The sequence below is a fragment of the Rhodopseudomonas telluris genome (assembly GCF_042432815.1).
In the GTDB taxonomy this organism is placed as follows: domain Bacteria; phylum Pseudomonadota; class Alphaproteobacteria; order Rhizobiales; family Xanthobacteraceae; genus Rhodopseudomonas; species Rhodopseudomonas telluris.
In genome coordinates this window covers 1,055,473-1,081,708 of the sequence record NZ_JBHLWM010000008.1, presented here as the reverse complement: position 1 = coordinate 1,081,708, position 26,236 = coordinate 1,055,473, and the positions used below count along the sequence as shown (strand labels likewise).

General features: G+C 58.8%; 17 protein-coding genes. 8 read left to right on the top strand and 9 right to left on the bottom strand.

Annotation, left to right across the window (positions count from 1 at the left end; all coding sequences use genetic code 11):
* Positions 1-412: 412 nt before the first annotated feature.
* From ACFFJ6_RS22445 to ACFFJ6_RS22420, 6 genes are all read right to left on the bottom strand, one after another.
* Positions 413-2,431, bottom strand: coding sequence for an AAA family ATPase (locus ACFFJ6_RS22445; RefSeq protein ID WP_378392272.1), 2,019 nt, complete (start codon positions 2,429-2,431; stop codon positions 413-415).
* Between the two features lie 483 nt (positions 2,432-2,914).
* Positions 2,915-4,783 (bottom strand): TniQ family protein, encoded by a 1,869-nt coding sequence (locus ACFFJ6_RS22440; RefSeq protein ID WP_378391990.1) that lies wholly within the window; start codon positions 4,781-4,783, stop codon positions 2,915-2,917.
* A gap of 11 nt (positions 4,784-4,794) precedes the next feature.
* A complete protein-coding gene (locus tag ACFFJ6_RS22435; protein WP_378391988.1) occupies positions 4,795-5,889 on the bottom strand; it encodes an ATP-binding protein in 1,095 nt (364 codons plus the stop codon).
* A gap of 2 nt (positions 5,890-5,891) precedes the next feature.
* Complete coding sequence (locus ACFFJ6_RS22430) at positions 5,892-8,054, bottom strand: TnsB C-terminal domain-containing protein (protein ID WP_378391986.1); 2,163 nt, start codon at positions 8,052-8,054, stop codon at positions 5,892-5,894.
* Positions 8,051-8,635, bottom strand: coding sequence for a PDDEXK family nuclease (locus ACFFJ6_RS22425; RefSeq protein WP_378391984.1), 585 nt, complete (start codon positions 8,633-8,635; stop codon positions 8,051-8,053). The genes ACFFJ6_RS22430 and ACFFJ6_RS22425 overlap by 4 nt, the downstream gene beginning before the upstream one ends.
* A gap of 877 nt (positions 8,636-9,512) precedes the next feature.
* A complete protein-coding gene (locus ACFFJ6_RS22420) occupies positions 9,513-10,142 on the bottom strand; it encodes a GntR family transcriptional regulator (RefSeq protein WP_378391982.1) in 630 nt (209 codons plus the stop codon).
* Between the two features lie 237 nt (positions 10,143-10,379).
* Between ACFFJ6_RS22420 and ACFFJ6_RS22415 the strand changes: the two genes are divergently transcribed.
* The 6 genes from ACFFJ6_RS22415 to ACFFJ6_RS22390 all read left to right on the top strand — a co-directional run bounded on the left by ACFFJ6_RS22415 (position 10,380) and on the right by ACFFJ6_RS22390 (position 18,624).
* Positions 10,380-11,381, top strand: a complete 1,002-nt coding sequence (locus ACFFJ6_RS22415) for an ABC transporter permease (protein ID WP_022724282.1) — start codon at positions 10,380-10,382, stop codon at positions 11,379-11,381.
* A gap of 44 nt (positions 11,382-11,425) precedes the next feature.
* The gene (locus ACFFJ6_RS22410) at positions 11,426-12,445 is read left to right on the top strand and encodes a sugar ABC transporter substrate-binding protein (protein ID WP_378391979.1); all 1,020 of its coding nucleotides are present in this window, start codon (positions 11,426-11,428) and stop codon (positions 12,443-12,445) included.
* Between the two features lie 81 nt (positions 12,446-12,526).
* Entirely contained in the window at positions 12,527-14,716 is a 2,190-nt protein-coding gene (locus ACFFJ6_RS22405) for an ABC transporter permease (protein ID WP_378391977.1), read from the top strand.
* The gene (locus ACFFJ6_RS22400) at positions 14,700-15,815 is read left to right on the top strand and encodes an SMP-30/gluconolactonase/LRE family protein (protein WP_378391975.1); all 1,116 of its coding nucleotides are present in this window, start codon (positions 14,700-14,702) and stop codon (positions 15,813-15,815) included. The genes ACFFJ6_RS22405 and ACFFJ6_RS22400 overlap by 17 nt, the downstream gene beginning before the upstream one ends.
* A 9-nt stretch (positions 15,816-15,824) precedes the next feature.
* Complete coding sequence (locus tag ACFFJ6_RS22395; protein WP_378391973.1) at positions 15,825-17,366, top strand: sugar ABC transporter ATP-binding protein; 1,542 nt, start codon at positions 15,825-15,827, stop codon at positions 17,364-17,366.
* A 46-nt stretch (positions 17,367-17,412) separates the two neighbouring features.
* The gene (locus ACFFJ6_RS22390) at positions 17,413-18,624 is read left to right on the top strand and encodes an acyl-CoA dehydrogenase family protein (protein WP_378391971.1); all 1,212 of its coding nucleotides are present in this window, start codon (positions 17,413-17,415) and stop codon (positions 18,622-18,624) included.
* 68 nt (positions 18,625-18,692) lie between these two features.
* On the opposite strand, the gene ACFFJ6_RS22385 is transcribed toward ACFFJ6_RS22390, so the two are convergent.
* The 3 genes from ACFFJ6_RS22385 to ACFFJ6_RS22375 all read right to left on the bottom strand — a co-directional run bounded on the left by ACFFJ6_RS22385 (position 18,693) and on the right by ACFFJ6_RS22375 (position 21,529).
* A complete protein-coding gene (locus ACFFJ6_RS22385; protein ID WP_378391969.1) occupies positions 18,693-20,618 on the bottom strand; it encodes an AAA family ATPase in 1,926 nt (641 codons plus the stop codon).
* 24 nt (positions 20,619-20,642) lie between these two features.
* Positions 20,643-20,978 (bottom strand): DUF6634 family protein, encoded by a 336-nt coding sequence (locus ACFFJ6_RS22380; protein ID WP_378391967.1) that lies wholly within the window; start codon positions 20,976-20,978, stop codon positions 20,643-20,645.
* 68 nt (positions 20,979-21,046) lie between these two features.
* Positions 21,047-21,529 (bottom strand): hypothetical protein, encoded by a 483-nt coding sequence (locus tag ACFFJ6_RS22375; RefSeq protein ID WP_378391965.1) that lies wholly within the window; start codon positions 21,527-21,529, stop codon positions 21,047-21,049.
* 509 nt (positions 21,530-22,038) lie between these two features.
* Between ACFFJ6_RS22375 and ACFFJ6_RS22370 the strand changes: the two genes are divergently transcribed.
* Both ACFFJ6_RS22370 and ACFFJ6_RS22365 read left to right on the top strand, forming a co-directional pair.
* Complete coding sequence (locus tag ACFFJ6_RS22370) at positions 22,039-22,500, top strand: hypothetical protein (protein WP_378391963.1); 462 nt, start codon at positions 22,039-22,041, stop codon at positions 22,498-22,500.
* Positions 22,501-22,640: 140 nt separating this feature from the next.
* On the top strand, positions 22,641-26,033 hold the full coding sequence (locus tag ACFFJ6_RS22365; protein WP_378391961.1) for a tetratricopeptide repeat protein: 3,393 nt from the start codon (positions 22,641-22,643) through the stop codon (positions 26,031-26,033).
* Positions 26,034-26,236 lie beyond the last annotated feature (203 nt).

Here is a 26,236-nt window from a genome sequence, read left to right as displayed (position 1 = left end):
GGGCGCAAGAGCGAAGCGTACTGCGCTGCCGCGCGGTGAGCGGCGGATTACGATGCACTAAGCGGATTACGCTGCACTAATCTGTCCTACGGCTCCACGCTCGTTCATGAATAGTCCCGTAGCCCGGATGGAGCGAAGCGCAATCCGGGGGAGCCCTCGGCACCCCCAAGGTCCCGGATCAAGCTTCGCTCCATCCGGGCTACGCTTGCTGAGGCCGCCGACGCGGTGGTGGCGTTCGTCAGGCCGCAGGCGCAGAGGGCGGCGGCGGAGTGATGATCAGTAGCCCGGATGAAGCGCAGCGCAATCCGGGTGCGGCGTCTCGATCAGCTCAAGACCCCGGATTTCGCTTCGCTGCATCCGGGCTACGCTCGCTTACGATGTGTGGAGAGCGGACGTTCCATCGTCGAGCGACTTACTTCAGTGCGCTGTTGATCGCGTCGATCAGCTTCTTCCACTGCTTCCGCTCGTCCTCAGTCAGATCGGATGCCAAATGGTCTCGCGTCCAGCGGACGTATGCTTTCGCCAATTTGTATTTGGAGAACCCCGAGACCTTGTCGAGGATATCGACGAGTGGCCTGTCGGGTTGCGCCGCGGCCTCCTTCGCGATGTCCCAGCCACAGGCCTCCTTCGCCACTCGGACCAGCGTCTGCCGGAGCAGGTCCTCGATTTCGGCCTTGGGAACAGCGCCGATCAGGTGATCTTTGGTCCGGAGAATGCCCTTGTTGCCCAACGTGTGAACGAGGATTTCCTGCTTAGCGGCCTGGTCGCCGGCGGCGTCTGAGTCGAGCAATGCCGCGACCTTCAGCCCATTGGCGTGCAGGATTGTGGCGAAGTAGATGACCTTGCTGGCGGTGTTGGCGGGGACCAGAGCGATCTTGTCGTTAAGCCGCACGACGCCAGCGTCGGCCAGAAGCGCAGCCGTAGCCTCCACATACCAGAAGTCAGTCAGCCCCTCCAAGATCAGGTTGCGCTGGTTCGCGAACAGGCTTTGGGCGAGGTCGTATCCCAATGCTTCCTGGAGCGGAAGAAGCGCCGCGGGATCGGTCGAGGTTACAGTCGTATGAACTTTCGTGCCGACCTTCCTGTCGTTCATCTCCACCACTCGGACTAGGTCGAGCTCGTCCGGCCCGACCAGGAACGGCGAATGGGTGGAATAGATCGTCTGGTTGCCCTCCGCGAGCCTGGAGACCGTGTCCCTGAAGTCCCGCTGCTTGAGGGCGTGAAGGCTCAGCCCTGGCTCGTCCAGCAGAAGAATCGCATTCTCATGCTTGTCTGCTGCCTCGGCGAAGAACACGACGAAGAAGGACACCAGCCACTGAAAGCCTTCCGACCTCTGGTCGAGTTCGATCTCGACGCCGAGGTCGTCTTCCACCACGACCTTGAGATACTGGCCGTCTGCAACGACTCTCAGCCGGTCGGCCTCTGCGCGCTCCGGGTTAGGATTCCAAACTCGTCTAATCTCGTTCGTCAACCGGACGCTGGCTGCATTCAACTGGTAACTGCGCTTATCGAGCTGGTCGCGGTAATCCTTCAGTTCCTGCGGGTTAGATGCATTCGGCTCTGTCGCCCGCCCCAGATCTGACAGTTCTTGCGCCGTGAAGCCGAGCAGGCTGAGCAGACAGCTGTTGCCGTAGTCGTACTGTTCGTCGTCGAGTACGCCCGTAGCTAGGCGCTGCGCCAGATGGGCCAAGTGGATGACAGGCCTGACGCGGAAGTAGTTGCTAAACAAGACTAAGACCGGCAACCGCTTCCTGATCGTCGCGAGCGCTGCCGAGTAGCGGCCATGATAACCTGCTGCGGCACGCAGACGGTCAAGGCGCTCCTCTTCCTTCTGGTCATCCTCGTCGATCAGGGTAATGGCCTTATCGAGCCATTCCCGAAGTTGCTCGGCGGTCTTGGAATATAGGACTGTGCTGTCGTGCCATGCCGTTGTCATCCGCGCGACTGCGGCGGTCGCTGTCTCCTTCGGCGTGGACCCTTCCGGTGTCGCTGGAGCACGTTCGTCGATATGGGCGGCTAGGCGTGCCAAATCCTTCCGCAAGCAGCCGAAGGTCGGGATTGCGATGTCGGCAAACGAGTGGTTCCAGCTATTATCGATGTACCGATAGCAGACGTATTGTTTGCCTCTGAACTCCTGCTCGATCAGTGCCTCGTCTTCCTCGTCCAAGGCGAAGGCAGCTGTCGCGACTATAACTGTTGCAGGATCGACCTTCTTCGTCGTGATGTCGTTGTAGAGGGCGCGAGGGTAGTCCCTAAGCACCTCAAATTTTCTGACGCCTCCGGGCGGATTGATCTGCTGCAAGGCCTGCAGGACCGCTGACTTCCCAGCCTCGTTTGGGCCGACCATTATGGTCTTGCCGGGCTCGACCTCGAAGAAGCCTGTGTCGCGGATGCTGCGATAATTTTGAACGCGGGCTCTAACCAGATGCATCAGCAAGCCTTCTCTTGGATCGACGTCGGGAGCGTCAGAGGCAGTAAGCTTATCGGTGATTCATGCTTTGTTCGGCTTTAGTTGACGGAGACGGCACTAGGTGCCGCCTCCGTGACTTGCGAAAGTTCACTTCCGATTGGGCAGAAATTCGACTCTCATGTCATGCGTCGACGTGTTGAGGTAGCCAAAGGATGCCGCAGCGCACTTCGTAAGTAATTGAAAATGCTCAGCCGAATTCTCGGAAGTGCCGCAGCGCAAGCCAAATGCTCGCATTGGAATGCCGCAGTTTAGCTACTCATAGAACGCCTCAGCTGCGGCAAACTATGCATGATCGGTCTTCCAGGCGATGGCTCATTCGTTGTCGGACGGAAAGTGATGAGCAACGTGAAGGTGTCGCCGGAATCAAAAAGCCCCTCGCTTCCGATTTCCGGTGAGCGAGGGGCTTTTTGATGAATGGAGTGTGAGTTGGTGAGACTGCGGCGTCTAGGTGTGAGAGGCGTTCGTCTCGCTCAAGGTCCTTGGAAGTGTTCGCCGGTCGTAGAAGGGAACATTGACATCGGAGAGCACAAATGCCGGGTCGATCGTCATCGCGTCAAGTCGCGGACGGAGGAGGTGTCCTCTGGTCCCGAGCTCTCTGGCGAGGACGTCGATAGATGCGAACCTTTCCATAAAATCCTTGAGGGCGTCCTCGCGGACGTATGTTTGAGGACAGCGGTTCACCGGGTTGAGCATTTCTCCAGAGGGCAAATGGTTGCCCTTAATCAGGGCCTTCACGGTTGCTGAGGACGTACGCAGAAGTTTTTCCACGCTTCGCAGCGTCAAGCCGTGCAGTTCAGGACCGCGGACGTGCCCGCCAACCTCAACCGGATCCACCAGAACCGAAAGATATCCGGATACGTCTGGCCGTCGCGCGACACTTTCGAGGGATCCGTCCAAGAGCAGCCTTACGATCTCCATTGCCGCACAGTTGGCGCGCCTGGCTGCGTCAGGAATCGGAAGCAAGCGACCGCCCTGGTCTCTCTCGAGCGATCCATCGAGCAGACGGGCGAGAAATGCGTCCAGGTCCTGCTTGGCGAACGCATGGTTCTTCAACCGGTCGGTTCCACCCTTGATGAACGGCTGGATGAAGCCCGCCTCGAAGAGCAGCCGTTCATGAGGTCGAGGGGCATTGATGTATTTGCCTGCCTCTTTGAGCGACATCGCACCCTCAATGCGCTCGAGAAACGGCTGGGCACTCTCGGCTTCAAAGAGGATCCTGTCGTCCGATCGATCCAAGCAATCCGCTTTGATGACGTCGGCGGCGAGCAGAAGCTTCCGAAGCCGTTTGGGATGCGCGCCAAACTCCAGCGATGCAGAGTGCAGCGAATGCAGCGTGCGAAATTCGACCGGCTTCCCAAAGATCTCGTCTCCAGGGCCGACCGGCATGGTGTCGGTCACATGCCTGGTGATGAGGCTGCGAAGAGGATCATACGCCTCATCCGAATTTTCATGCGCCAACCATTCGTAGAGGCGACCAAAGATCGACCGTGGTCCCCAGTCGTGTTTGGTCGCTCGAAACGAGTCCTGAAGATCCGAGAGCAACGAACGAATGCCGTCCTCGCCACTCCCGGCAATTTCGTAACCGCGACCGCCGCAAGCGTGCCAATCGTCTTCCGTCAGAGAGTTGGCGTAGAAGCGGATTCCACGGGAAGCTACAGCCCCGAGCATTTCGCACGCTCTTGCAGCCGCATAGAATGGCAGCCGATTTAGCCAGCGGGGCTGCAATTGCTCCGGATGGAGAAGGCGCTCGCAGAGATAAGTTTCCAATCCGGAGAGGGGGCGCTCTTTCGATGCGCGAATGAGTTCAGGCAGCGCATCAAGCGACGGCTTAATGAGAAGAGCGAAATCATGCACGCGGTGCGGATTATCGTCTTCGACAACTTGAACGAGGGCGGCATTGTGTCGAGGGCAGGTTCTGATCGATCCAATCTGCCAGAGAGTGCGCCCAAAGGGGCGTACGTCTCTCGGACCATCCAAAAACTCGAGGTCTTCGTGAAGGCAGACAGGACAGACGCGCATGGAAGACCTTGCCAGGCTGTCCCGCACGACCTCCTGCTGGCGAATCCGGTAGCGACGGTCTCCGACTTTGACAATCGCAGCATCCGAAAGCCGCCTCAGGTCGACTCGGCAACAAGCTGCAATTCTTCCGAGGGCGCCTCGGTCGCCGTCAACTAGTGCTTGGAACGAGAAGCCCATGTCGAGGCAGAAATCACGGGCGGTTCGGCCCAAGAGTTGACCGGCTCGCGAGCTGAAGCTCATAGGTGACTCGCCATCACGAAGAGTCGCCGAAATCTTGGAATGAATATAGTTCACGCGATACTCCGTTACGCTTTCTTGGAATTTCTAGTCTTCTTCTTGGGCTTTTCCCCGGAATCGCCTTCAGGCGGAGGCTCTTCGATGTCATCGAGCCCGGAGGTATCGATGAGGTCCCAGTCCTCAGCGACGACGAAGACGTTGTTTTCCCGAATGCAGCCGGTTCGCGCCGCATAAGCCGCGGCAAAATGCTCGGTCAACATATTGGGATCACCTAAGCGAAGGGCATTTCCGACAGCGTCTTGAATGAGTTCGATCACTACACCGAAACTACCGTTGGCCGCGTGGATAAGGCGTCCGATAAAATCATTGTCCTGTGCGATCGCGCACTCGCGGCCCCCTTTGTCCTTCGCGTAGAAGGCGATGAGCCGACGCACCATCGGAATATCATCCGGGAATTTCAGTGATCGGAACACAACATGTCTGGTGCGACGACGGACTTGAATGTCCTTGGCTAAGAAAGCTGCGACACTCGGCAGACCAGACAAGATTAGCCAAACGGGCCAGTTCTTGTCCTGCAATAATCCCTTCAGCGTGTCCTGCAACTTGCCGATCTCGACGGAATTGCGCGATTGAAGGACGTGCTGAAGCTCGTCGATATGGAGGAATCGAACCCTTCTGAGTTCTAGGGTCTTGTGAACGAGATCCCAGGCGACGTTCTCATCAAGCTTTCGAGTCAACGGGTATCCTAAAGCTTTGAGAATGCTTTCACCCAGGAGACGCAACGTGCAGGGCGAGGGCGCCGTCACCGATACGAGCATGCAGTCGGATTCCGCCCGTCCGTACCCCGTAAATTCCTCGCGCTTCAAGAACACGCGGTCGAGCGCACGCGATTTACCCGCTCCCGAAGCTCCGGTAACCGTAAGGGCGCGGCCTTCCCGAAGACGCCCGACACGGCGGCTGCCTTCGGCTGCTTCAAATTCGAGGAAGGAGTCAATTAGGGCGCTGATCTCTTCGTCGAGCAATTTGTCCCGTTCAGTACCAAAATACGCAGACTGCAGCTGCGTCATCGTGGTACTTACCGTCGATCGTTGCTGGGAGCGGAGGCGCCGCATGCGCGCAATCGGATCTTCAGTTTCGACAATGGTGGACATAATGTCGCTCATAGTCAGTCCTCCACAAACCACGCTTCGTCGCCGTCTTCGTCAGGGATTTCAGGAGATTGTACCGGCTGTTCGGCAGCCCCTTCCACGACGTTGCTCTCGGCCGACACTTCCAAGACCGCGGGTGCGTTCTCGGAGCCGCGAGCAAACTCAAAGTTTCGGGCAACGTCGCGGTCAAACTTGTTGAAGTCGTCAGAGGTCAGGAGACGCGGAGCGATGCCTGCGCGTTTAGCCGCCGCCTGTGAGAATTCAGCGATATCTCGCAATGCTTGTTGCACGACGCCTTCGCTAACTTTAGCCATATCGGCATGTTTGCGGCGGATAACGCTCGCTGCACGCATCCAATGTTCGACGGATACTCCCTTAAAGCCGGGCGCCAGGCAGTCGACGGAAATCCAACCTTGATCGGAGGTGTCGTTGAGACTGGGCTTGGGTCGCACCGAAATCCGACCCAGATCATTCCGATCAATTCGAACAAGAACTGGCTTCATTCCAGTCTTCCGGCGAAGGCGCTGCAATTCTTGGGACTGATAATGCAGTCCGAGGAATCGTACGCCATGATTGCCGATCCGGGATTCACGAGTGATGCCGAAGATATGCCGGTTGACCTCTTTGTCGGGAGGCGGAATTACTGGGAAGATCTTAGTCAGACGGAGCCAGGCATTCCGAGGCGTTTCCCCGCCAAGACCTGAGTGCGGCGTGTTGTGATAGACGTCGACGATCCAGCGAACGAGCAGCCGTCCGAGTTCGGAGGCATCCAAAACAGCGTTCGCTTCGGAGTCGTAGTCTCCCTTCGCGAGTACGTTCTCAAACGTGCGACCATCGAACTTCGCAAAGAAGCCAGTGTGGACGGTCCGATAGAAGCGCTCCTGTCTGCCACGCATCTGCGGCGTACCTGTCGTCGGAAACATCATGTCAGCGCCAAGATCGCATCCAGCGGCGCGGTATCCGTAAGCTTTGTATCCAGCACCGGCGTCATTTCCGATGCCCTCGGGGGTGCCTCCCTCGTCCCAAGGAGACACGCACCCGGCGGCAGAAGCGTAGGCAGACTTGTCATTAACCGCCATCTCTAGCGTCGCGATTGCGCTTGCCTCAGAAGGATTCTCAATGATCAACGCTGCCAGACAGCACCGGGTTGCCGTGTCGATGGCAGTCGACAGCCAAAGGCGTCGACGCTCGACCAGTGCTTTCTGTTTATCCGTTAGCCGGTCCCAAAGTCTTGCGTCGGTTAGTAACGTCTGCAGCGGAATTCGGTTCTCGTCGAGTTCGATTCTCTCGAGCGGCCTCGTGACGGAGAGGCCACTTTGGACGATGAAGAATTTTTTACGGGCAGCTTCCGGTCCTTTACGACCAGCGTAGACGTGGAACGGATCAAGGCGGCTAATTACACGCTCAAACGCCGCCCGGCTCGGAAACTTAAGCAGCCGCTCGCCGGTAACCTTCCTCGTTTTGTTCAATTCGACGATCTTTCCATGAAGGTCGCTCAACAGCGATCGTTTGCTCGGCTGTAGGCGGCTAGCATACAATTCCGCGTATTCCTGCATCAGCTCGCGTTCGTCCTTCCCAAAGCGCGGAAAGCGATTGCCAGACCGACCGTAATTCTGGGCTAGTGCCATGGTATCCCAAGCGCATGCGGCGTATGCGCTGAGCCAGCGCCGAAGGGTCCGAGGGCTAGGCGGGCGCGTCACGGTCAAGTCTTCGCTTCCGCACCGACCGTCGCTCAGTTGTGAGCTGATCAGTTCGTTCAGAATGTTGTCAACCGCACGCTGCATCGAGACGTCTGAACGGGTAGCAAGGCCATCGGCCGCCATTTGCAAAAAGCGATCGCAAAACGTCTTCTGAAATAGCACCGTCTTAATTTGCGCTGACGGGAGATCGCTAACAAAAGTTGTCGATTTGGCAATACGGAGTCGTGCTTTGCTCGAACTGAAGAAGCCGCGGCAGTGTACCCAGCCATCCTCCTTTCTCAGTTCATCGATCTCTCCATGAGTAAAGGACTCGCAGACTGCGGGATCGTCGACCCGACGAAATACATGTCCGAATTGATCAGCGGACGTCGGGACGTAGTCTACGCCCTTGATCGTGACCTTGTCGGTCGGATCGAATCTGAATCGAGGCACGGCGGGGGGCGAGAGCGAGGCGGCTTGTTGTGCGGGGAGAGTGTTCATGAGTGTTCCTGCGGTGGCCGGTGGGGTTTTACGAGACTGCTGTAGGTAATTAGGCCGTGGCCGACGTGATCTAGGATGCGATCGTCGATCAGGCAGACCACTGCGTAGAAGCCGTTACCGTTGTTCAGCGATGCTGCGAGCAACGTTTGGATCGTTACTGCGCCGCGCAAGGTCGTTGTGACCTTTGCAATGATTGCGATGTCTTCCTCGCACCGCGTTCTTCGAGCACGATGGATCAGCCGGGCATTTTCAGCGCGAACTCGGGTGATGTGTTCGCCGGTACGGATCTCGTAGTTGTCAGCGAAACGTTCCGGGGCCTGCTCTCTGATGAGATCGACCGTTTCTTCGATGCCACTCGAGTTGACGCGCTTCATGGGCTTGACGAAGAACGCTGTCTTGGTTCCGTTCTTAAGGGTAGCGACCAAGTCGACGGTGTGTTTCCGCGTGATGCCTTTGTCGTCGTAGTCGACCGGAACCTGTTCCTGAACGTCAGCCACGTGCGGATGAGCCAGAAGGATGTACGCAAGGTCGCGCTCCAGCGAGCTTTCGTAAGTGATTTCGCGATTTAGCAACGGATTCACGAGAGCACCGCTTGTTGATCTCGAGGAAGGAGAGGGGCGTCGACTTGCGCGGGAAGCAGAAGGCGGGCGCCAAGCGGTGCCGACATCGGCTCGAAGTGCTAGTGCCGTCCTATCCGCGAGCTCCCGTTGGCGCTGTCCACCGCGGCCATGGAGGTGGACGGACCGAGAGTCTGATCTTCAGTCGTGGGCAACGGGGCGAGAGGGTAGTGAAGACGAGAGGTCTTTGCTCTGGTCATAGGACGAGCTCCATCGATGGGCGCCTATGTGCGCCCATTTGAACGGTGAGATGTCGGAGGTTGAGAGACCCGGGAGGACGGTGCGCGATGTCCGGCTGGGACGCGAAACACGTCGTCCGACCGTGCCGAGACTTTGCCGGATGTCGACTAGTTCAGCGGATTATTTGGCTCTGGAGGGAAGCGAAAGGCACAGCGATTCTCCTAGTCGGAAGCGCTGGCGTCCGACGTCTAGCCCAGTCGAGGAGATCATTGGGCTCCATTCAACCGAATACGATGCGCCGGAGCGCAGGGTAATCAGCCGAATATGGAGGAGAAAGCGATGAAAGGAGTGCTGGGGCAGGAGGCTTGCGCAAAAATCGACATAATTCGCCTCCTCTGGCTCCGATGGATCCACTGATCCAGATGCAGTCTATGCTCGCCTCGGCGAACACGGCCAAACAAGTCGTTGCTTGGTGTGCGGTTAAGTACCCGAGGGAACCCGACTTGAAAAGATCTTCCCGAAATCGGTCATTTGCAATGGTTAACGGTCATTCGCAAATATGCGTTCAACTTGTCTGATGCGCCCGTTCTCATGAAAGGGCGAATGAAGTGGTTAGTGGGTGAAATGCAAAAAATGGGGGCGTGCAGCCTCGATATTGCGATCAGTCCGAAAATCGTTCCAGCAGTGCGGCGCCTCCGATCAGGATGTCCTGGCTCATCGCGTGGCGGGCGGCCTTTGCATCGCGATCCTTGAGTGCTTCGATGATGGCGATATGGCCGTGCTTGCGGCCGTGGAACGGTCGGCTCGTGCCGTCGTACAACGCCGATAGGATGGGGCCGAACTGCATCCATAAGTTTTCGACTAGCCGAAACAGGGCGGGCGCTTGCGCTAGGCGGCAGACCGCGAAGTGAAAGTTTTCGTTTTCGACCAGCGCCCTTGCATAGTCGCGCGCGGATTCTGTCTCGATGTAACGGGCGTGGATCGCCTCAAGATTCGCACAATCGGCTTCCGTCGCGTGCTCGGCTGCACGGGCGGCACCTTCGCCTTCGAGCAGGCGGCGCAGATCCCGAATTTCGATGCAGCGCGCGCGCGTCAGCCGCGGCACGATCACTGTCCCACGCTCGTCGATCGTCAGCGCGTGTTCGGACGCTAGACGTAGCAGCGACTCGCGAACCGGCGTCACGCTGATGCCGAGTTCATCCGCGACTTGCCGTGCGACCAGCTTCTGCCCCGGCTTCAGACGACTCCGCATCAAAGAATCTCGGATCGCCGCATAGGCCTGCTGGCTCACGCTCTCCTTCGAGATCGGGCGGCCGAAGGGGTGGGACTGAAGGTCCTCGTCCGACGGCCTGCGAATGGTTATTGACATGCTCGGAACCTTATGATGTTTTTGTTATAACAAATAATATGCAACTAACAATAGTGGCTGGGCGAGAGCTGCAGGCACAGAGGGCGAACTGCCCCGTGAGGAAACGCCGTTCGCGCGACTGATCGTTCGAGCGCTCGGCCGAAGGACCAGGAGGGGAACGTGTCCAGCGAAGCGTTGGCCGGCGGACGCCGTCGTGCGCCTTTCAAGCCAAGTCAGTCGTTGATCGTTCTCGGCGTGACTCTCGCGCTGTTCGTCGTGCTCAGCGCCGCGCTTCCCGGGTTCGTCACGCTCGGCAATTTGTTTACCTTGGCCCGCAACATCTCGATTCTCGGCATCCTGGCGCTCGGCATGGCCGTCGTTGTGATCGGCCGGGGTATCGATCTGTCACAAATCGCGACGCTGGCCTGTTCGAGTGCGATTGCGGTTACCCTGATCAACGGCGGCTGGCCGCCGGCCGCAGCTATCGCCTTCGGTCTCGTACTCGCCATCCTGATCGGCGTCATGAACGGCTATTTCGTCTCCGTGATCGAAATTCCGCCGCTCTTCACAACGCTCGCATCCGGTCTGCTGGTGCTCGGGCTCACCCGCGCGCTGGTGGTCCCGCACTACCAGGTGTTCCTGCAGCCGGGGCACGAGTTCTTGCTCATGCTCGGCGGAACGGTACTGGGCGGCGTACCGGTGCCGCTGATCGCCTTCGCGATCTGCGCGCTGTTGCTGCATCTGTTCCTGTCGCGCACGGTGATCGGGCGCTTCATCTACGCGCACGGCGACAACGCCCAGGCCGCGCGGATGTCCGGTATCGCGACGCGTCCTCTCACCATGATTGAATACGCGCTGTCCGCGACCATCGGCTATGTCGGTGGCATCATCATGGTCGGATCGACCTCGCTGATGCACCTGCAGGTCGTCGAATCCACAATGATCTTCGACGTCATCCTGGTCGTCGTCCTCGGCGGCATCAGCCTCGTCGGCGGCCGTGGCAACGTACTCAGCGTGATTGCCGGAACGCTTTTGATCGGCGTGCTGCTGAACGCGATGACGATCATGAATCTCGATATCCAGACCCAGGACATCATCAAGGGCGCGGTGCTTCTGCTGGCGATCGTTCTCGACAGCTACATTCATCCGCGCGACGAAGAGACGGCCAAACAGGGCGATTAGTGCCGCCCGATCCAAACAAAAATGACAGCACCGGGAGGACGACAATGATCAGAAAGAACGGCGAACACGGGCGCCTGCGCCCGGGAATGCTCGCGTTGGCGGCGGCCGCGATGATGTTCGGCAGCAGCCATGCAAGCGCTGCCGATCCACGCGCCGAACTGCTTCAGAAATTCGAGAAAGCGGTGAAGGGCAAGACCGTCGCCTGGGTGCCGGTGTGGATGGGCGTTCTCGAGGGTGAGTGGACTCGCGTGATGAAAGCCCACTTCGACGATTACGGAATCAAGATGGTGACGCGCGATCCGAACATGAAGTCGGACGTGCAACTGCAGGCGGTATCGTCTCTCATCAACGAGAAGCCGGATGTGCTTATCGTGCAGAATCCGACGACGACTCTGCTGGCGCGCGAGCTGAAGCGGGCGATGGACGCCGGCATCAAGGTAATCCAGGTTAACATGGCGTCGAACCAGCTCACCGACGCCTATGTCGGTGCCGACGTGCCGAAGCTCGGCCGCATGCTGGCCGGCGAAGTGATCAAAGCGTGTGGCGGCGGCAAGGGATCGGGCAAGATCTCGATCCTTCAAGGCGAAGCGACCGCGGCCTATTCGCTCGACATGGTCAAGGCGGCGATGGAGGTGTTCAAGACCGACCCGTCGATCAAGGTCGTGTCCTCACAGCCGACTAATTGGGACGCCAACAAGGCGTCCGACATCACCACCAATGTGCTGCAGCAGAACCCTGACCTGTGCGGGATCTTCAGCGTCTGGGGTCCTCAGACGGTGGGGGCGGCTCAGGTCGTGAAGAATGCCGGCAAGAAGGGCGAGGTGAAGATCTTCGTTGCAAGCGATGGTCAGCCCGCGGATTGCGACATGGTGGAGCAAGGCCTGTTCACCAAGAACCTGTCCTACCGCGCCGATACGCAAGGAGAAGCGATCGCCAACGCGGTGCTGACCCTGCTGCAGGACAACCGGCCCGCTGGGACGACTCAGCTCGCCTACTACACGACGAACTATTGGGTCTCCAGCAAGGACGACCGTCAGTATTGCTTCGTCGTGCCGAAGGAATAGCCGGTTCTCTCAGCTTTGTCCCGACGCCACGGATGCCGTTCCGCTGTGGAGCGGCATCCGCTGTCCGAAAGTCCGTCGCTCATGAAGTCCCTTCGACGTCTGTGGTATCGCCTTTCGCCCCAGCTGCTGCTCGGTGAGCTCCTGGAAAAGCGCTGGATGGAGCCGATCGTCCCGTTCACGCTGCTGCTGGTGGTGTTCGTCGCGTTCATCGTGATGATCCCCGGCTACACGTCGATCCCTCAGCTTCAGCAATTGATGCGCAGTTTTCCGGAGCAGGGCTTCGTGGCGATGGCGATGGCCATTTCCATTCTCTCCGGCGGGCTCGATCTCTCGGTCGGCGCCGTCTTCGCGATGGCGGATTTCCTGACGCTGTATTTCCTCATGGTCCTGGAGTGGCCGCTGCCGCTCACGATCGTCGCTGTGATGGGGTGGGGGGCGTTGATCGGCGCGATCAACGGTGGACTGATCGCCTATGCGAAGACGCGACCGTTCCTTACCACGATGGTGGTGCTGATCATCCTGCGCGCGGCTTACAACAAGATTACGGGTCAATACGCTGTCGAACTGGCCGGCGCGTCCTCGGACAGCGCGGCGTGGGATTATCTCGGCGGAGGCTTCCTGTTCGGGATTCCGATCAACATGGTCTGCCTGCTCGTCGTGGGCGTCGTGGCTCACTTCTATCTCACGCGGATCCGGTCCGGCGTTCACATCATGGCTGTCGGCTCCAGCCGCAAAGCGGCACGCCATGCCGGCATCGACGTGAAATGGTCGCTGTTCATGGCCTACGTGTTGTCCGGCATGATGGCGTCGCTGGCGGGCATTCTCTACGCCGCCCGGCAGAACAGCGCTGGCACCGACACCGGCGTCGGCTGGGAAGTCAACGCGCTCGCTGCTGCGGTGCTCGGCGGCATCAGCCTGTCGGGCGGACGCGGCACCATCAGCCGGGCGCTGATGGGTGCCGCCATCATCTTTCTGCTGATCAACGGCCTGGTGCAGCTCGGTACGCACGGCAGCCTGACGACCGCAATCATCGGTGCGATCCTGCTCGCGGCCGTGGCCTTCAACGTCAAGTTCGTGAAGAACAAGGGCAAGCTGCTGCAGAAGATCTACGTGACGCCGTCGTTGGTGGAATTCGAGCCGCCGGCCTCGATCGCGCGGGACAGCGGCACCGTGTTCGCCGAAAACGATCGGCTGAAGAATGCCGAGGCAATCGCGCTCGACAAGATCGAGGGGCCGGAAGACATCATCCTCGACGAGGACGATCATCTCTACACGGTGAATCGGAACGGCTCGATCATCCGGTTTCTCGCACCGGACTACGAGGTACGCGAGGAATTCGCTCGTATCGGCGGCCGACCGCTAGGGATGGCGCTCGACCGCGAGAAGAACATTCTGGTCTGCGTAGCCGGCATGGGCGTCTATGGCGTGAAACCCGACCGCACCGTGTTCAAGGTCACCGACGAGACCAATCGGACCTGGTATCGCTTCAAGGACGACTCGCGGCTGTGGCTCGCCGACGATCTCGACGTTGCTCCGGACGGCAAGATCTATTTCAGCGACGCGACCACGCGCTACGACCTTTCGGATTGGGCGCTGGACGGCTTCGAAGGGCGGGGCAACGGGCGCATCGTTTGCCACGATCCGGCGACGGGTAAGACCAACACCGTCCTGTCAAATCTGGCCTTCCCGAACGGCGTATGCGTGTCTCACGACGGTCGTTCGGTGCTGTGGGTCTCGACGTGGCTCTGCCGCATCTATCGCTACTGGATCGCTGGCGAGAAGGCAGGCCAGCTGGAGCTGTTGGTCGACAATCTGCCGGGCTATCCGGACAACGTGAATCGCGCCTCCGACGGGACCTATTGGCTCGCGCTCGTGGGCATAAGGTCGCCGGTCTACGATTTGGCGATGGCGGACCCTGCCTTCCGCACGCGGATGGTGAAGCAGATCCCGCCGGACGAGTGGATGTGCCCCGGCATTAACAACGGCTGCGTCATCAAGTTCGACGATACCGGCCGCGTCCTGGAATCACTCTGGGATCCGGGCGGGCGTTCGCATCCGACGATCACCTCGATGCGCGAACACAAAGGCTATCTCTACATCGGCGGTCTCGAGAACAACCGTATTGGTCGTGTGAAATTGCCGAACGCCGACGTCAACTGGACCGGCTGGACGTCCTATTGGGCGTCGAGCGTCAACAGTGATCCTGACGCCGAAGCGAGCAACGTCCATCGGATTTCTGCAGCGAGGGCGAAGTATGTCTCTGGCGCGTGACATCATCGACCGCATTTTCCATCCGAATCGCGATGTTCACGCGATCCCAGTGCTGGATGGAAACTTCTCACCGAACGAGCGCCTCGACCGCGCGCTTGTTCTCGGCGAGCCATTCGACGCTCCGGACGCGCTCGCGCTCGACAGCAGCGGCACGCTTTATGTGTCGAGCGGTCGAACCATTCAGGCGTGCCGCGGTCCCGACTTCGCTGATCGACGCACGTTCGCAACGTTCGACGTGGAGGTCGGCGCTCTGGCGTGGTTCGGGTCGACAGGACTCGTCGCCGCTTTGTCAGGAATGGGGATCGTGTCCCTGACGGCAGAGGGAGAGATAGCCGCGCGCTTGACGAGCGTGGCGGGCGCGCAGCTGCAATCCGTGACTGCGCTGGCGATCGCAGACGATGGCCTGATCTATATCGCCGATGGTTCGCGGCACAATCCCGCCGCCGAATGGCACCGGGATCTGCTCGAGAAGCGCGCACCATCCGGCCGGATCATTGTCTGCGATCGACAACTTTCAGATGCCCGCATTATGGCCGACGGCCTCGATTGGCCCGCGGGACTCGTCGTGTCTCATGACGGCCGCAGCCTGCTGGTCACAGAGGCCTGGGCGCATCGGTTGAGCGCGCTGGCTCTCGACGGAGGAACTCAGCGCACCCTGGTGACGAACTTCGCCGGCTATCCGTGCCGGATCTCGCGCGGCTCGCGGGGCGATTACTGGCTCGCGTTCTTCGGCTTGCGCACGCAATTGATGGAGTTCGTGCTGCGCGAGGACGCGTTCCGCATGCGGATGCTCGAAGCCGTCGAGCCGCATCTGTGGATTGGTCCGCGGCTCGGCGGCACGGCCGATTATCGCGAGGCGATGCAGATCGGGCGGATCAAAAAGCTCGGCATCCAGAAACCCTGGGCGCCGCCGCGGTCTTACGGCCTTGTGGCCCGCATCGGAAAGGACGGTGCGGCGCGCGAGAGCTATCACAGCCGTGCGTCCGGAGAGGTGCACGGTATCACGGCGGCGTTGGCGGATCCCGCGGGGCAGGTCCTCGCCGTGTCGAAAGGGCACGGCAAGTTGATCAGACTGCCCACCGGCCCCGTGTCCGAGTAGGAGGACGCCATGAGCTCTATCGAGATTGCTCCGGTCCTGCAAATCGCCGCAGGAAGCAAGGTCTACAGCGGCGTTCACGCGATCGACAAGGTCGACTTCACGCTCCGTCCCGGCGAGATCCATGCCTTGCTGGGCGAGAACGGCGCCGGCAAATCCACCTTGTGCAAGGCGATTGCGGGGGCCATCAAGCTAACCTCCGGCGACTACTATCTCGGCGGCGAGAAGGTATCGTTCTCGTCGCCGGGCGAGGCGTTGGCGCAGGGCGTGGCAATGGTCTACCAGGAAACGAGCCTCGTCCCGTCGATGACCGTGGCCCAGAATCTCGAACTCGGGATGGAGAAGTGGTTCACCGTCTACCGCAAGATCAACATCGCCGCGCAGCAGTCACAACAGGCCCTGAACTTCAATGTCGATCCGCTCGCGCTAGTGGAAACGCTCGGCACCGCGAAGCGGCAGATGGTGGAGATTGCGCGCGCCGTTCGTCACAATGCGCGCGTGATCGTGTTCGACGAGCCGACGGCCAGCCTGACGCCGGAAGAAATCCAGCATCTCTTTCATCTTCTGAACAGTTTGCGTGCGAAGGGCGTCGGCGTCATCTTCATCTCGCATGCGCTGGAGGAAGCGCTGAAGATTGCCGACCGGATCACGATCCTGCGCGACGGAAAGCTGGTGCATACCGGGCCCGCGAGCGAACTTGATCGCCCGAAAATCGTCCGGATGATGGTGGGCCGCGACGTGGCCAGCAGCCACTACGCGGCCGCCGAAATCGCCGGTGACGCGGCGCTTCCAGCGGCGCCGGCCGAAACGTCGGCCGAGCGCAAGCGCGTGCTAGCCGTCGAGAACGTAACGATGGGCAATGTCGTCAAGAACATGTCGTTCTCGGTCTATGAGGGTGAGGTAGTCGGCATCGCGGGTCTCGTCGGTTCCGGCAGAACCGAAATTGCCCACATCATCTGCGGAGCGCGCAAACGCAACTTCCTGCGTGGCGGGCTGGTCTATCTCAACGACAAGCCGATCCGCTATCGCGTGCCGCGCCAGGCGATCCGCGACGGCATCGTCTACATTACCGAAGACCGCAAACTCGACGGCTTCTTCGAAACCATGACGGCGGACGACAACATTTATCTCGGCTATCTCGCCTCGCCCAAGGGCCGCAGCTGGTTCTATTCGCTGAAAAAGCGCAAGCAAGTCGCCGACCGCTGGGTGAAGGCGCTCTCGATTTCAGCGCTCAAGCGTAGTCTGAAGATCATCGAATATTCAGGCGGCAACCAGCAGAAGGTGGTGGTCGCAAAGTCGCTGGCGCAGGAGCCGTCCTTAGTGATCTTCGACGAGCCGACCCGCGGTGTCGACGTGGGCGCCATCCCGCAGATCCATGCGTCGATCCGCGATCTCGCCAAGAGCGGCAAGGCGGTCGTCGTGATTTCCTCCTATCTACCCGAAGTGCTGGCTCTGTCCGATCGCGTGCTGGTGGCCCGCGGCGGACGGATCGTCGAGGAGATGCCTGCGTCCGAGGCGACGGAAGAAAAGATCATGTACGCCGCGATCCACTGAACGCAGGCGTGCCCGCCCGCAGCCATCAAGCCCCTTGCGAGAACCCATGCTTTACCCCGAGTCCGAGCGCGTCACCGCCGTCAAAGACCGCCTGTTGTCTTTCATGGACAGTCACATCTATCCGAACGAGGCGCGTTTCTACCAAGAGGCGGAAGAGCTCGGCCCCTGGAAGGTCTACCCGACCGTTGAGGAACTCAAGCCGCTCGCGCGCGAGCAGGGGCTCTGGAATCTATTTCTGCCCGACAGCGAGCACGGAGCGGGTCTCACCAATCTCGAATATGCCAGCCTGTGCGAAGTGATGGGCCGGTCGCATCTCGCGCCCGAAGTGTTCAATTGTTCGGCTCCAGACACTGGAAATATGGAAGTGCTGGCGCGCTACGGGACCGCCGCACATCAGGAGCGCTGGCTGAAACCGCTACTGGCCGGGGAAATCAGGTCGTGCTTCGCGATGACCGAACCCGCGGTAGCGTCCAGCGACGCCACTAATATCGAGAGCCGCATCGTGCGCGACGGCGACAGTTACGTCATCAACGGGCGCAAATGGTACACGACCAATGCCACCGATCCGCGCTGCAAGATCTGCATCTTTATGGGTAAGACCGATCCTGAAAATCCGAACAGGCATCAGCAGCAGTCCATGATCCTAGTGCCGATGGACACGCCAGGCGTAGAAGTGCTTCGTCCGATTCCGGTGTTCGGTTTTTACGGCGTTCCCGACCGCGCATCCGAAGTCGTTTTTCGTGACGTAAGGGTGCCGGTGTCGAACATACTGCTGGGCGAGGGACGCGGGTTTGAAATCGCGCAGGGCCGCCTGGGGCCGGGGCGGATTCACCACTGCATGCGGTTGATCGGGCTCGCTGAGCGAACGCTGGAAAGGCTGTGCCGGCGTGCGGCCAGCCGCGTCGCATTCGGCAAGCCGGTCTCGGAGCAGACCGTGACTCAGGAGCGCATCGCGGAATCGCGCATCATGATCGAGCAGGCTCGGCTGCTCACGCTCAATGCGGCCCATGCGATGGACACCGTCGGTAACAAGGTCGCCAAGACTGAAATCGCCATGATCAAGGTCGCGGTGCCGAACATGGCCTGCCAGGTGATCGACTGGGCCATCCAGGCGCACGGCGGCGGCGGTACGAGCAACGATTTCGGCCTCACGGCCGCGTACGCGACCGCACGGCTGCTACGTCTGGCCGATGGTCCGGACGAAGTCCACCGCAACCAAATTGCCCGGCAGGAACTGAAGAAACACTCGAACAAATAGTTTCGTCTGGCCGAAGTGTGCTCGAGCAGAGGTTCTTGTTCTATCTACGGCAGAAAGGACCGTTGAGTTCAAATAGAACGCAGTTGGGTCTCGATGTCTGCCTTAGAGATCTTTTGGCGTTCGCTCAGTAGCCGGATGATTTCGCCGAGCCCAGCCGTGTGTTTGGCAAGGATGTTTTTGGCCCTCTCGAAACATTCGTTCAGTGTTTTCGCGACAATTTGGTTGAGCAATGAATCTTTCCGTAGGCGTGCCATCACATCGTTTGGTCGCCGGGACGAAAGATAAACGAGGCTTTCACCAAGACCTAGCGAGATTTCCATTGTCGCCGCGACGAGCGTCGCCTGTCGGAGGTCTGAATCCTCGGACCCGCCGCCGCCATCGGCGTAGTGCCCGAGTACGAATTCCTCGGCTGCAAGGCCTGCGAGAAGGATGGTGATTTGAGCCAAATATGCCTCTCTCCCGAGGTTGCGGCCCGGGATCTGTTTCATGACGGTGCGACCACCAGATCCGTCCAGACCCACCTCCCGGCAGACGTGGCTTTCGACTAGACGACTTCCGGAGAGCTCCGCGAGGAGGTAGCCAACCATGGCGTGGCCAGCCTCATGGATGCAGGCCTCATGGAAGGCCTCTGCGGTCTGCATGATCCGAACCGGAAGGCCGTGCAGAAGATCGGCAAACGCCATCGGACGCCGTTCAGAACGAGCCTTCCGCCGCGCGTCCCGGACCACCTGTTCGATCACAGCTCCGGAAGCGCCCTCCAGGCGAGATGCGATGTCGGCCAGATCGGCATAGACGCAGTCGCCTCGGAGATGGTGGCGCAGAATCCCAATGCGAGCGTCGAGGTCGGGTAGAGGGATTTTGACCTGCTTTCCCAAACGCCCCGGCCGCAGAATGGCCTTGTCGATCTTGGCCGGGAGATTGGTCGCCCCGACCACCACCACGCCTTCACGCCCGTCTACGCCATCGAGACATTCCAGGAAGGCGTTGATCACCTCGCGGGTATATTGCTCGTTCTTTCCCCCGAGGGTCTCTCGATCCCCAAAGGCGTCGATCTCGTCGACGAAAAGAATGCTAGGTGCATTTAGAATGGCATCTCGGAAGGCTTTCCTCATGGCCTTCAACAGGTCATTCAAGTACCCAGCCGCCTGCCAACGGGCGAGCGAGTGGATATGGATTGGAACCCTGCAGGTTCGAGCCAGAGCCTGTGCGAAGGTCGTCTTGCCTGTACCGGTTGGACCAGAGACCAGGACGCCGCGATCGACATCAGCCCATGGCAATCGCCCGGCCCGATAGTCATCGAGGTCCTTTGCAAGTTCGCGGCCCCAAACAGCTGCCTCGCCAAGTCCGTGCAGATCGTCCAGGCTCGGCATGGTCACCACGGATGATCGCCTCTGAGAGCTTCTCGCGAGTTGGTCCTTCTTGACCCTGCTGAGACTCCGCTGGATGTGCAGCCTGCTTCGACCTGGCTTGATCACCATACTTACCAAGGCGAGAGGCTCTCCCACAGCAGTGGCCAGAACTTCGTCGGCTAGGCCACGAATTCCGGCTGCGCGGGAGGCTGCCTTAAGGGCCGATAAGTCAGGGATGGGGAGGGACAAGATCCCATCAGCTGCAAGGCGAAACGCCAGCGGAAAAGCGTCCTCGTCGTGGGCGAAGCCGATGACGTGATCATTTCCGGCCAACGTCTTGCCGAGGTCATTTTCGCGAGTTTTTCGAACGGATGCCTCACTGCTCCAACTCAGGATCTCCGGCCGGATGACCCGCTTCGCTCGATCTGGATTGCGATAGAGCTTGCGCGCTGCCTCCTCGAAAGTCTCGCCATCGGCAGCATTGCGCAGGACGAAGCCAACAACGGAAACGCACCCGACCAGTACGTGATGCATACGGTTCTGGCGCAGGGATCGAACCAGCAGTTGCCGCGCGACTGCTACGCCCACGTCAGTCGTGCGTTGACGTGAAACCACGCGCGATCTTGAAAGATCTCTCAGGTTCATGGCTGTCTCCGGAGATCCACACGCTCAATGGAGACTTGGATCGGCGAAAGGACTTCCAAGCCGATACAGGCGCGAGAATGTCCTCGCGTATCCAAGGACTGGGGAAATCACCCACAAAGCTGATGTGTGAATTTCTTTGTCGTTATGGAGGATCGGGTGACCAGTGACGACACCGGTGAGGCACAGATCGGGGCGGTGGGCCATTTCCCAGGAGTTCAAGATCGGTGCGTTGGCAATTCTGTCCGAGCTGGGATGGTCCCCAAGCCGAATGCGTTCAAGGTCTTCTACCAGACGACGTAGGCGCTCGATATCAGGTTGAAGCTCTGGCACGGGGATGCGACCGGTGACCAAATACGACATGACGTGCTCCATTGCTTCCGGACGCACGAGGTGCGCTCGGTCAAGGTGGTCGGAGAAGAAGGAAGGGATCAGCCGCGGAAGCGGGAGACCATGGTGCTGGGGCCGATGCGGGCGTCGTCGAGTTCGATCTCAATGAAGCGCTGCAGCGCCAGCGAAGCGATGACTGCTATCGCGTCATGCCCGCTCCGAACGGCCTCCAGGCAGCTTGAGAGCGGCAACGAGCCGTTTTCTTCCAGAAGGGCGAGGATACGGATGCGATCGCCAAGCGATGCTCTGTAACCCGCGTATTGAAGAAGATCATGGGCGTTCTCGAGCCTGATGCTGCCACGCAGCTCGGCTTCCTCGCGCTTTTCGTATTTGTAGCCCATCGCCTGAGCTGTTTCGCCGAGCCAGTCAGGAGGGGGCCGCTTCACAAGCGATGGATGGGCATCGAGCAGGCTTACGCCCTCCGGCCTGGTCACCAAGAAATCTGGGACGTGGTGGTGGATCCGATGGCTCAGAACCAGCGGCAGGCACGTCCATGACGTCACCGATGGATCGACGTCGAGCAAGCAACCCACGTCGCGCGCTAATCGCGTCCGAAAGATCGCAGGCCCGATGCACCGCATCGTGCTCTTTGGAGCAAAGAAGAGAGCTGCAGCCTCATCACGGGTGCGCTGAAGAAGCTTCGAGAGCTGATGCTGTTGGTAGTCAGAGCGCTGAGGTCTGGACATGATACGCTAGTCCCCCAAACAAATTGGGCGGTATCCGCGATACCTTCAAAAGCGAGGCGTCGTGGGTATCAGCGTATGTAAGAAAAGCGCGGCTCAGCGGTGCGCTGGAGGCGCTTTCTGGAGATGTTGGGGCTGGTGAACGCGCTTGACATGACGAGAACAAATAGCGAACTTTGTGCCGATGTCAACGAGGAATTTTTGGGCCAAGCTTTTCCCCGGAAATGATCAATTGACCACTATGCAAAGGTGGACTGATGTCAGACTCTGCTGAAGTCGATTTCAGTTTGTGATGATCTTCAATCGCTTGGCGTGGGATTGCTACACCGTTTTGGTAGCTGGGAAACATTATGGCTGATCCGATCACTCTAACGACACTGCTTCTGGCAGGTGCGGCCGCAGCAGGCACAGAACTGGTCAAGGAAGGTACCAAGGACGCCTACCGCAATCTCAAGGAGAAGGTAGGTGAACTCTTTGGCCCGCGGGCGACCAAGGCGCTTGCCAAACTCGAAGATCCCGCCACGCAAGAGCAAGGTAAGAACGACCTTGAAGTTTATGTTGGTGGCACCCTTGAGGCCGACGAAGCATCCCAGATCGAGCCATTCGTGAAGGCTCTGGTTCAGGCCCTCAAGGAGGACGTCGCTGGATCATCCGCAGCCCACGCTCGTGTTGGTCTGGACATCGTTGCTGGAGGAAGTGCTTTCATTCGCGAGGTTCACAACGCCAGCGAAGTCGTGGTGAAGGTGAAGGCTGATAAAGACGTTACAATCGAAGGCATACGGATGAATCCCGGGAAAGACCCGGGAAAATAACCGGCGCGCTTTCCGGTCCGAACAGCGCGCCGGTTACCTACACGGATCAATCCAGCAGCGTTCAGATCAGCGCAAGCGCTGGAGAAGTTGTTCAAATCACGACCAACATCGGTGCCGACGTTGGCCAGCTCGAAGCTATGATGCATCGGGTCTTGGACAGCCGGGGTGTGCCGCATCTCTCGGGTGGCCTTGATAGCGCTCCGGTCCCTGCTCATGAACAATATCTCTCCGATCAACTCGACCGCCTAAGAGACAATGCCAAGAGCTCCGATCCGAAAAGCAACTTGCAGGTTTTTCAAAGCTTTCTCGATAGCTTGCCTAATGATGCAAGTCCGATAATTCGCTTTCGGGCAAAGGCGAACATCGGCATTCAGCACCTTGAACAAGGTGATGCGGAGCAAGCCGTCAAATGGTTACTTGAAGCCTATGAAGAGGCTCCCGAAGATCGTCGGGCGATCGCAAACCGCGCATTGGCGTTGTGGCTCGGTGGAGACGCAGAAGAAGCGTATAAATTCGGAAGAGAAAGGCTCGCTGCCGATCCAGAGAACGATACTCTCGCATCCTATCTACCTCAAATTGCTGCAAGCGTTCCGAGCGTAACCGACGGGCTCGACGGAATTCCAGACGCTCTTCGAGACAAAGAGCCGATGGCGGTCGCTGAAGCCGTCTTTCTGCGCGCTCGCAACCAATGTCCAGCTTGGTGGAACTGGACCCGTTCTGCCTTGGAACGATATCCTGAGTCTAAGCACCTGCAGGTCATGGCTGCCGCCTCATACGTTGAGGAGATTTTGCGGGACGAGACCGCCCAACGCACCCAGATCTATCGCGACGATCAACGCGAGCAGCTGAGGAACGCTGCTGAGGTCCTCGACGCAGATTGGCAAGCAAAGCCCTGGCGTCTGAAGAGCCGTCTCGATGACGCGCCGCAGACGTTAGCAAACGCGATGATCGCGTATCGGCTTCTTCATGATCGAGAGAAGGCTGTCGCTCTAGCAGAGCGTATAGCCGATGAGGCAATTACCTATGCCGATATTGTTCGGAATGCGGTTATGATTGCTATGAGCTTCGATCAGATGAAGCTCGCGTCACGGCTGATCTCATTGATGCCTGATGATCCCGAGCTGGCATTCCACGCCGGGATTATCGCAGTGGGAAACAACGAATGGGGCCGGGCAGCTGATCTTTTCAAAAAGGGAGCTATTCCAGATGTTGAGAAAGGTGTTGTAGAGATCGCAATTGCTCTGGCGCCGATCATGGAGAGTGGACGGCCTGTCGACGGAAGCGCAATCGATTCATCGCCGATCGCGATCCTCATCGAAGGCAATCGAGACAATCCGCGCGGCCTGACCCTCATCGCGCAAGTTGCGAAACACCTTGGTCTTGATGATCTCTCAAAGGTCGCCTTCGAAGCGGCCGTCGGTGCGGTACAGAACGACTCCCACATTGCAACAAGGCTGATGCTAGCCAGCTTCGCCGAGAAGTCGCAGGCCCCCACGTGCGTCATTGATCTTTTAGACGGGCATCTTCCACCAGAAGGGTTTGAGCGCGACTATGAACGACTGGCGGTCGCTCACGCGAATGAACACCCCCATCGTCAGAGAAACATCGCCTTCTTTGACAAGCTTCCCCCCAAATTGCGCAACATCGATACCATCAAGCAAGCGCACGCCAGTGTGTTGGTCGATGTCGGTCGGCTGCCCGAAGCGATAAAGCTCCTTCGCAGTCTCCATGTTAAAGATCCAACGAATGTTTTTGTCGTTCTGCGGCTGATGCAAGCTCTCGTTCGTTCGAATGACAAAGCGGGTGCTCTCGCATTGTCGAACGCAGTCGATTTACCAAGTCTGGTAGGCCCGCCAGAATTCATTATGGCAATCGCACAGCAAGTGTCCATGAACGGACATCCAGAGCGAGCATATCCGGTTGCCTATGACCTCGTTCGCGGAAACTCTGAAAACGCAGGCGTGGTTCTCGGCTATGCCGGGTTGGGCATGATGCTTGAATCAAACCCGATGTTCGAAGCCGCGTCTGTAAGCGTCGGAACTCATCTCTCGATAAAGGCTTCCGATGGTCAGCAGCAGGATTTTGTCATTGATGATGGTGGCGATTTCTTCGGAATAAGGGTGCTTTCGCCAAATTCTGGAATAGCGCCGCGCTTTCTAGGGCTGACCAGGGGGCAAACGGTCGAACTTGAAAGACCCGGGGTGGGCTCCTCGCTGGTTTGGACAGTGATTGAGGTACGTAGCAAATACCTCCATCTCCATCATAGGGTTTTGGAGGAGTTTGAGACTCGTTTTCCAGACAATCCAGGGCTCGTCCGCTTCAATGCAGCCGAAGGAAACGTAGACGCCGTCCTGGACGTCATCCGGCGGCGCGCTGAGCAAAATGCCAATCGAGTTCGCCTATACAGGGAGAACTCCATCCCGCTTGCTATCGCTGCTCGCGGGCAGGGTGGTGGGGTCGTCGGCTTTGCTCAGTACATTCGGCAGCTTGGAGGCCAGATTGTCACCTGCAGCGGCGACAAGGAAGAGCTCACTAATGCTGTGCAGTTGGCAAAGCGTCACCGAGGACAGGGAGCGGTTCTTGACCCATACACTGCGTGGGTGGCGGCCGATACGGGAGCGCTTCCGGCTCTCAAAACGTTCTTCGGAAGGCTACAGACACCGAGCGCCACAATAGAAATGATCGAGCGGATGCTCGAACGTGCGGAGGAAGGCCGAGGGAAGCAGCAGATGACCGTCGAGTATCGCGACGGGATTTTCTATCGTGACGAGATCACAGACGAATTTCGCGATAGGCAGATCGCTCATTTTGAGCGGGTCCGGAAAATAATCGATGAGAACTGCGACGTGGTCTCAGTGATTATGCCTGATATGCTTTCGGAGAATGCAGAGCTGCTCCTCAAGGTGGGCGGAAGTCGATTTCTGGATGCTGCTCTTCTCGCAGCGGATTCCAAATTTGTCATTATTTCCGATGATATGCGATACCGCCAAATTGCAAAGTTTGCCATTGGTTGTAACGGCGTTTGGCTTCAGGCTGCTCTTGCGGCCGCCTGCGAAATGAACCAGCTGAGTCCGTCAGATTACGCAGGTTGCGTCGTTGGTCTGGCAACTTACGGGCACGGGCATCTATCTGTTACCAGCGGGTTGCTGTTCTTGATCGCTCTAAAAGACGAAAGCGGGCTTCCTAACCTCAAATCCGTTCTGACGATGTTCGCTGGTCCAAACGCGGATATGCAGTCTCATATGTTAGTATTCGAAGAATTCTTGGAATTCTTGTGGCCGCCCACGTCATTTCTTCCTGAACCAAAGGCCCAAGCAGCGACCGGCCTTGGGCTTTCTGCTCTTCTTGAACATCGGAAGGACGATTGGATACCAATCTTGACCGCAGTAATCTCTTGGTGTCGGGGTCGCCCCGGTCTGTCAAGCTACATGCTCGGATGGCTCCGTGGCCATTTTATTAGGGCGGAAGACCTTTCGCCAAAGACACCGACGACCTCTGATGCAAGAAAGAAGGTGCGAAAGAGGAGGTGGTGATCCAGATTTGTCTAGACCTTCAATCAAGATACGCAGTAACAACACTCACGATTGTCTCTCGCTGCGGAAAGAATGAGGTTCTGGAAGCGTGACCATTTCGGAAGCAGACTGCGCATGGACCGTCCGCTTCGGCGGACAGCCCCAACGGCGAGGACGATATTCGGCCGCCTGTAGAGAGCGATAGCTCGACTGGCATCATCTGG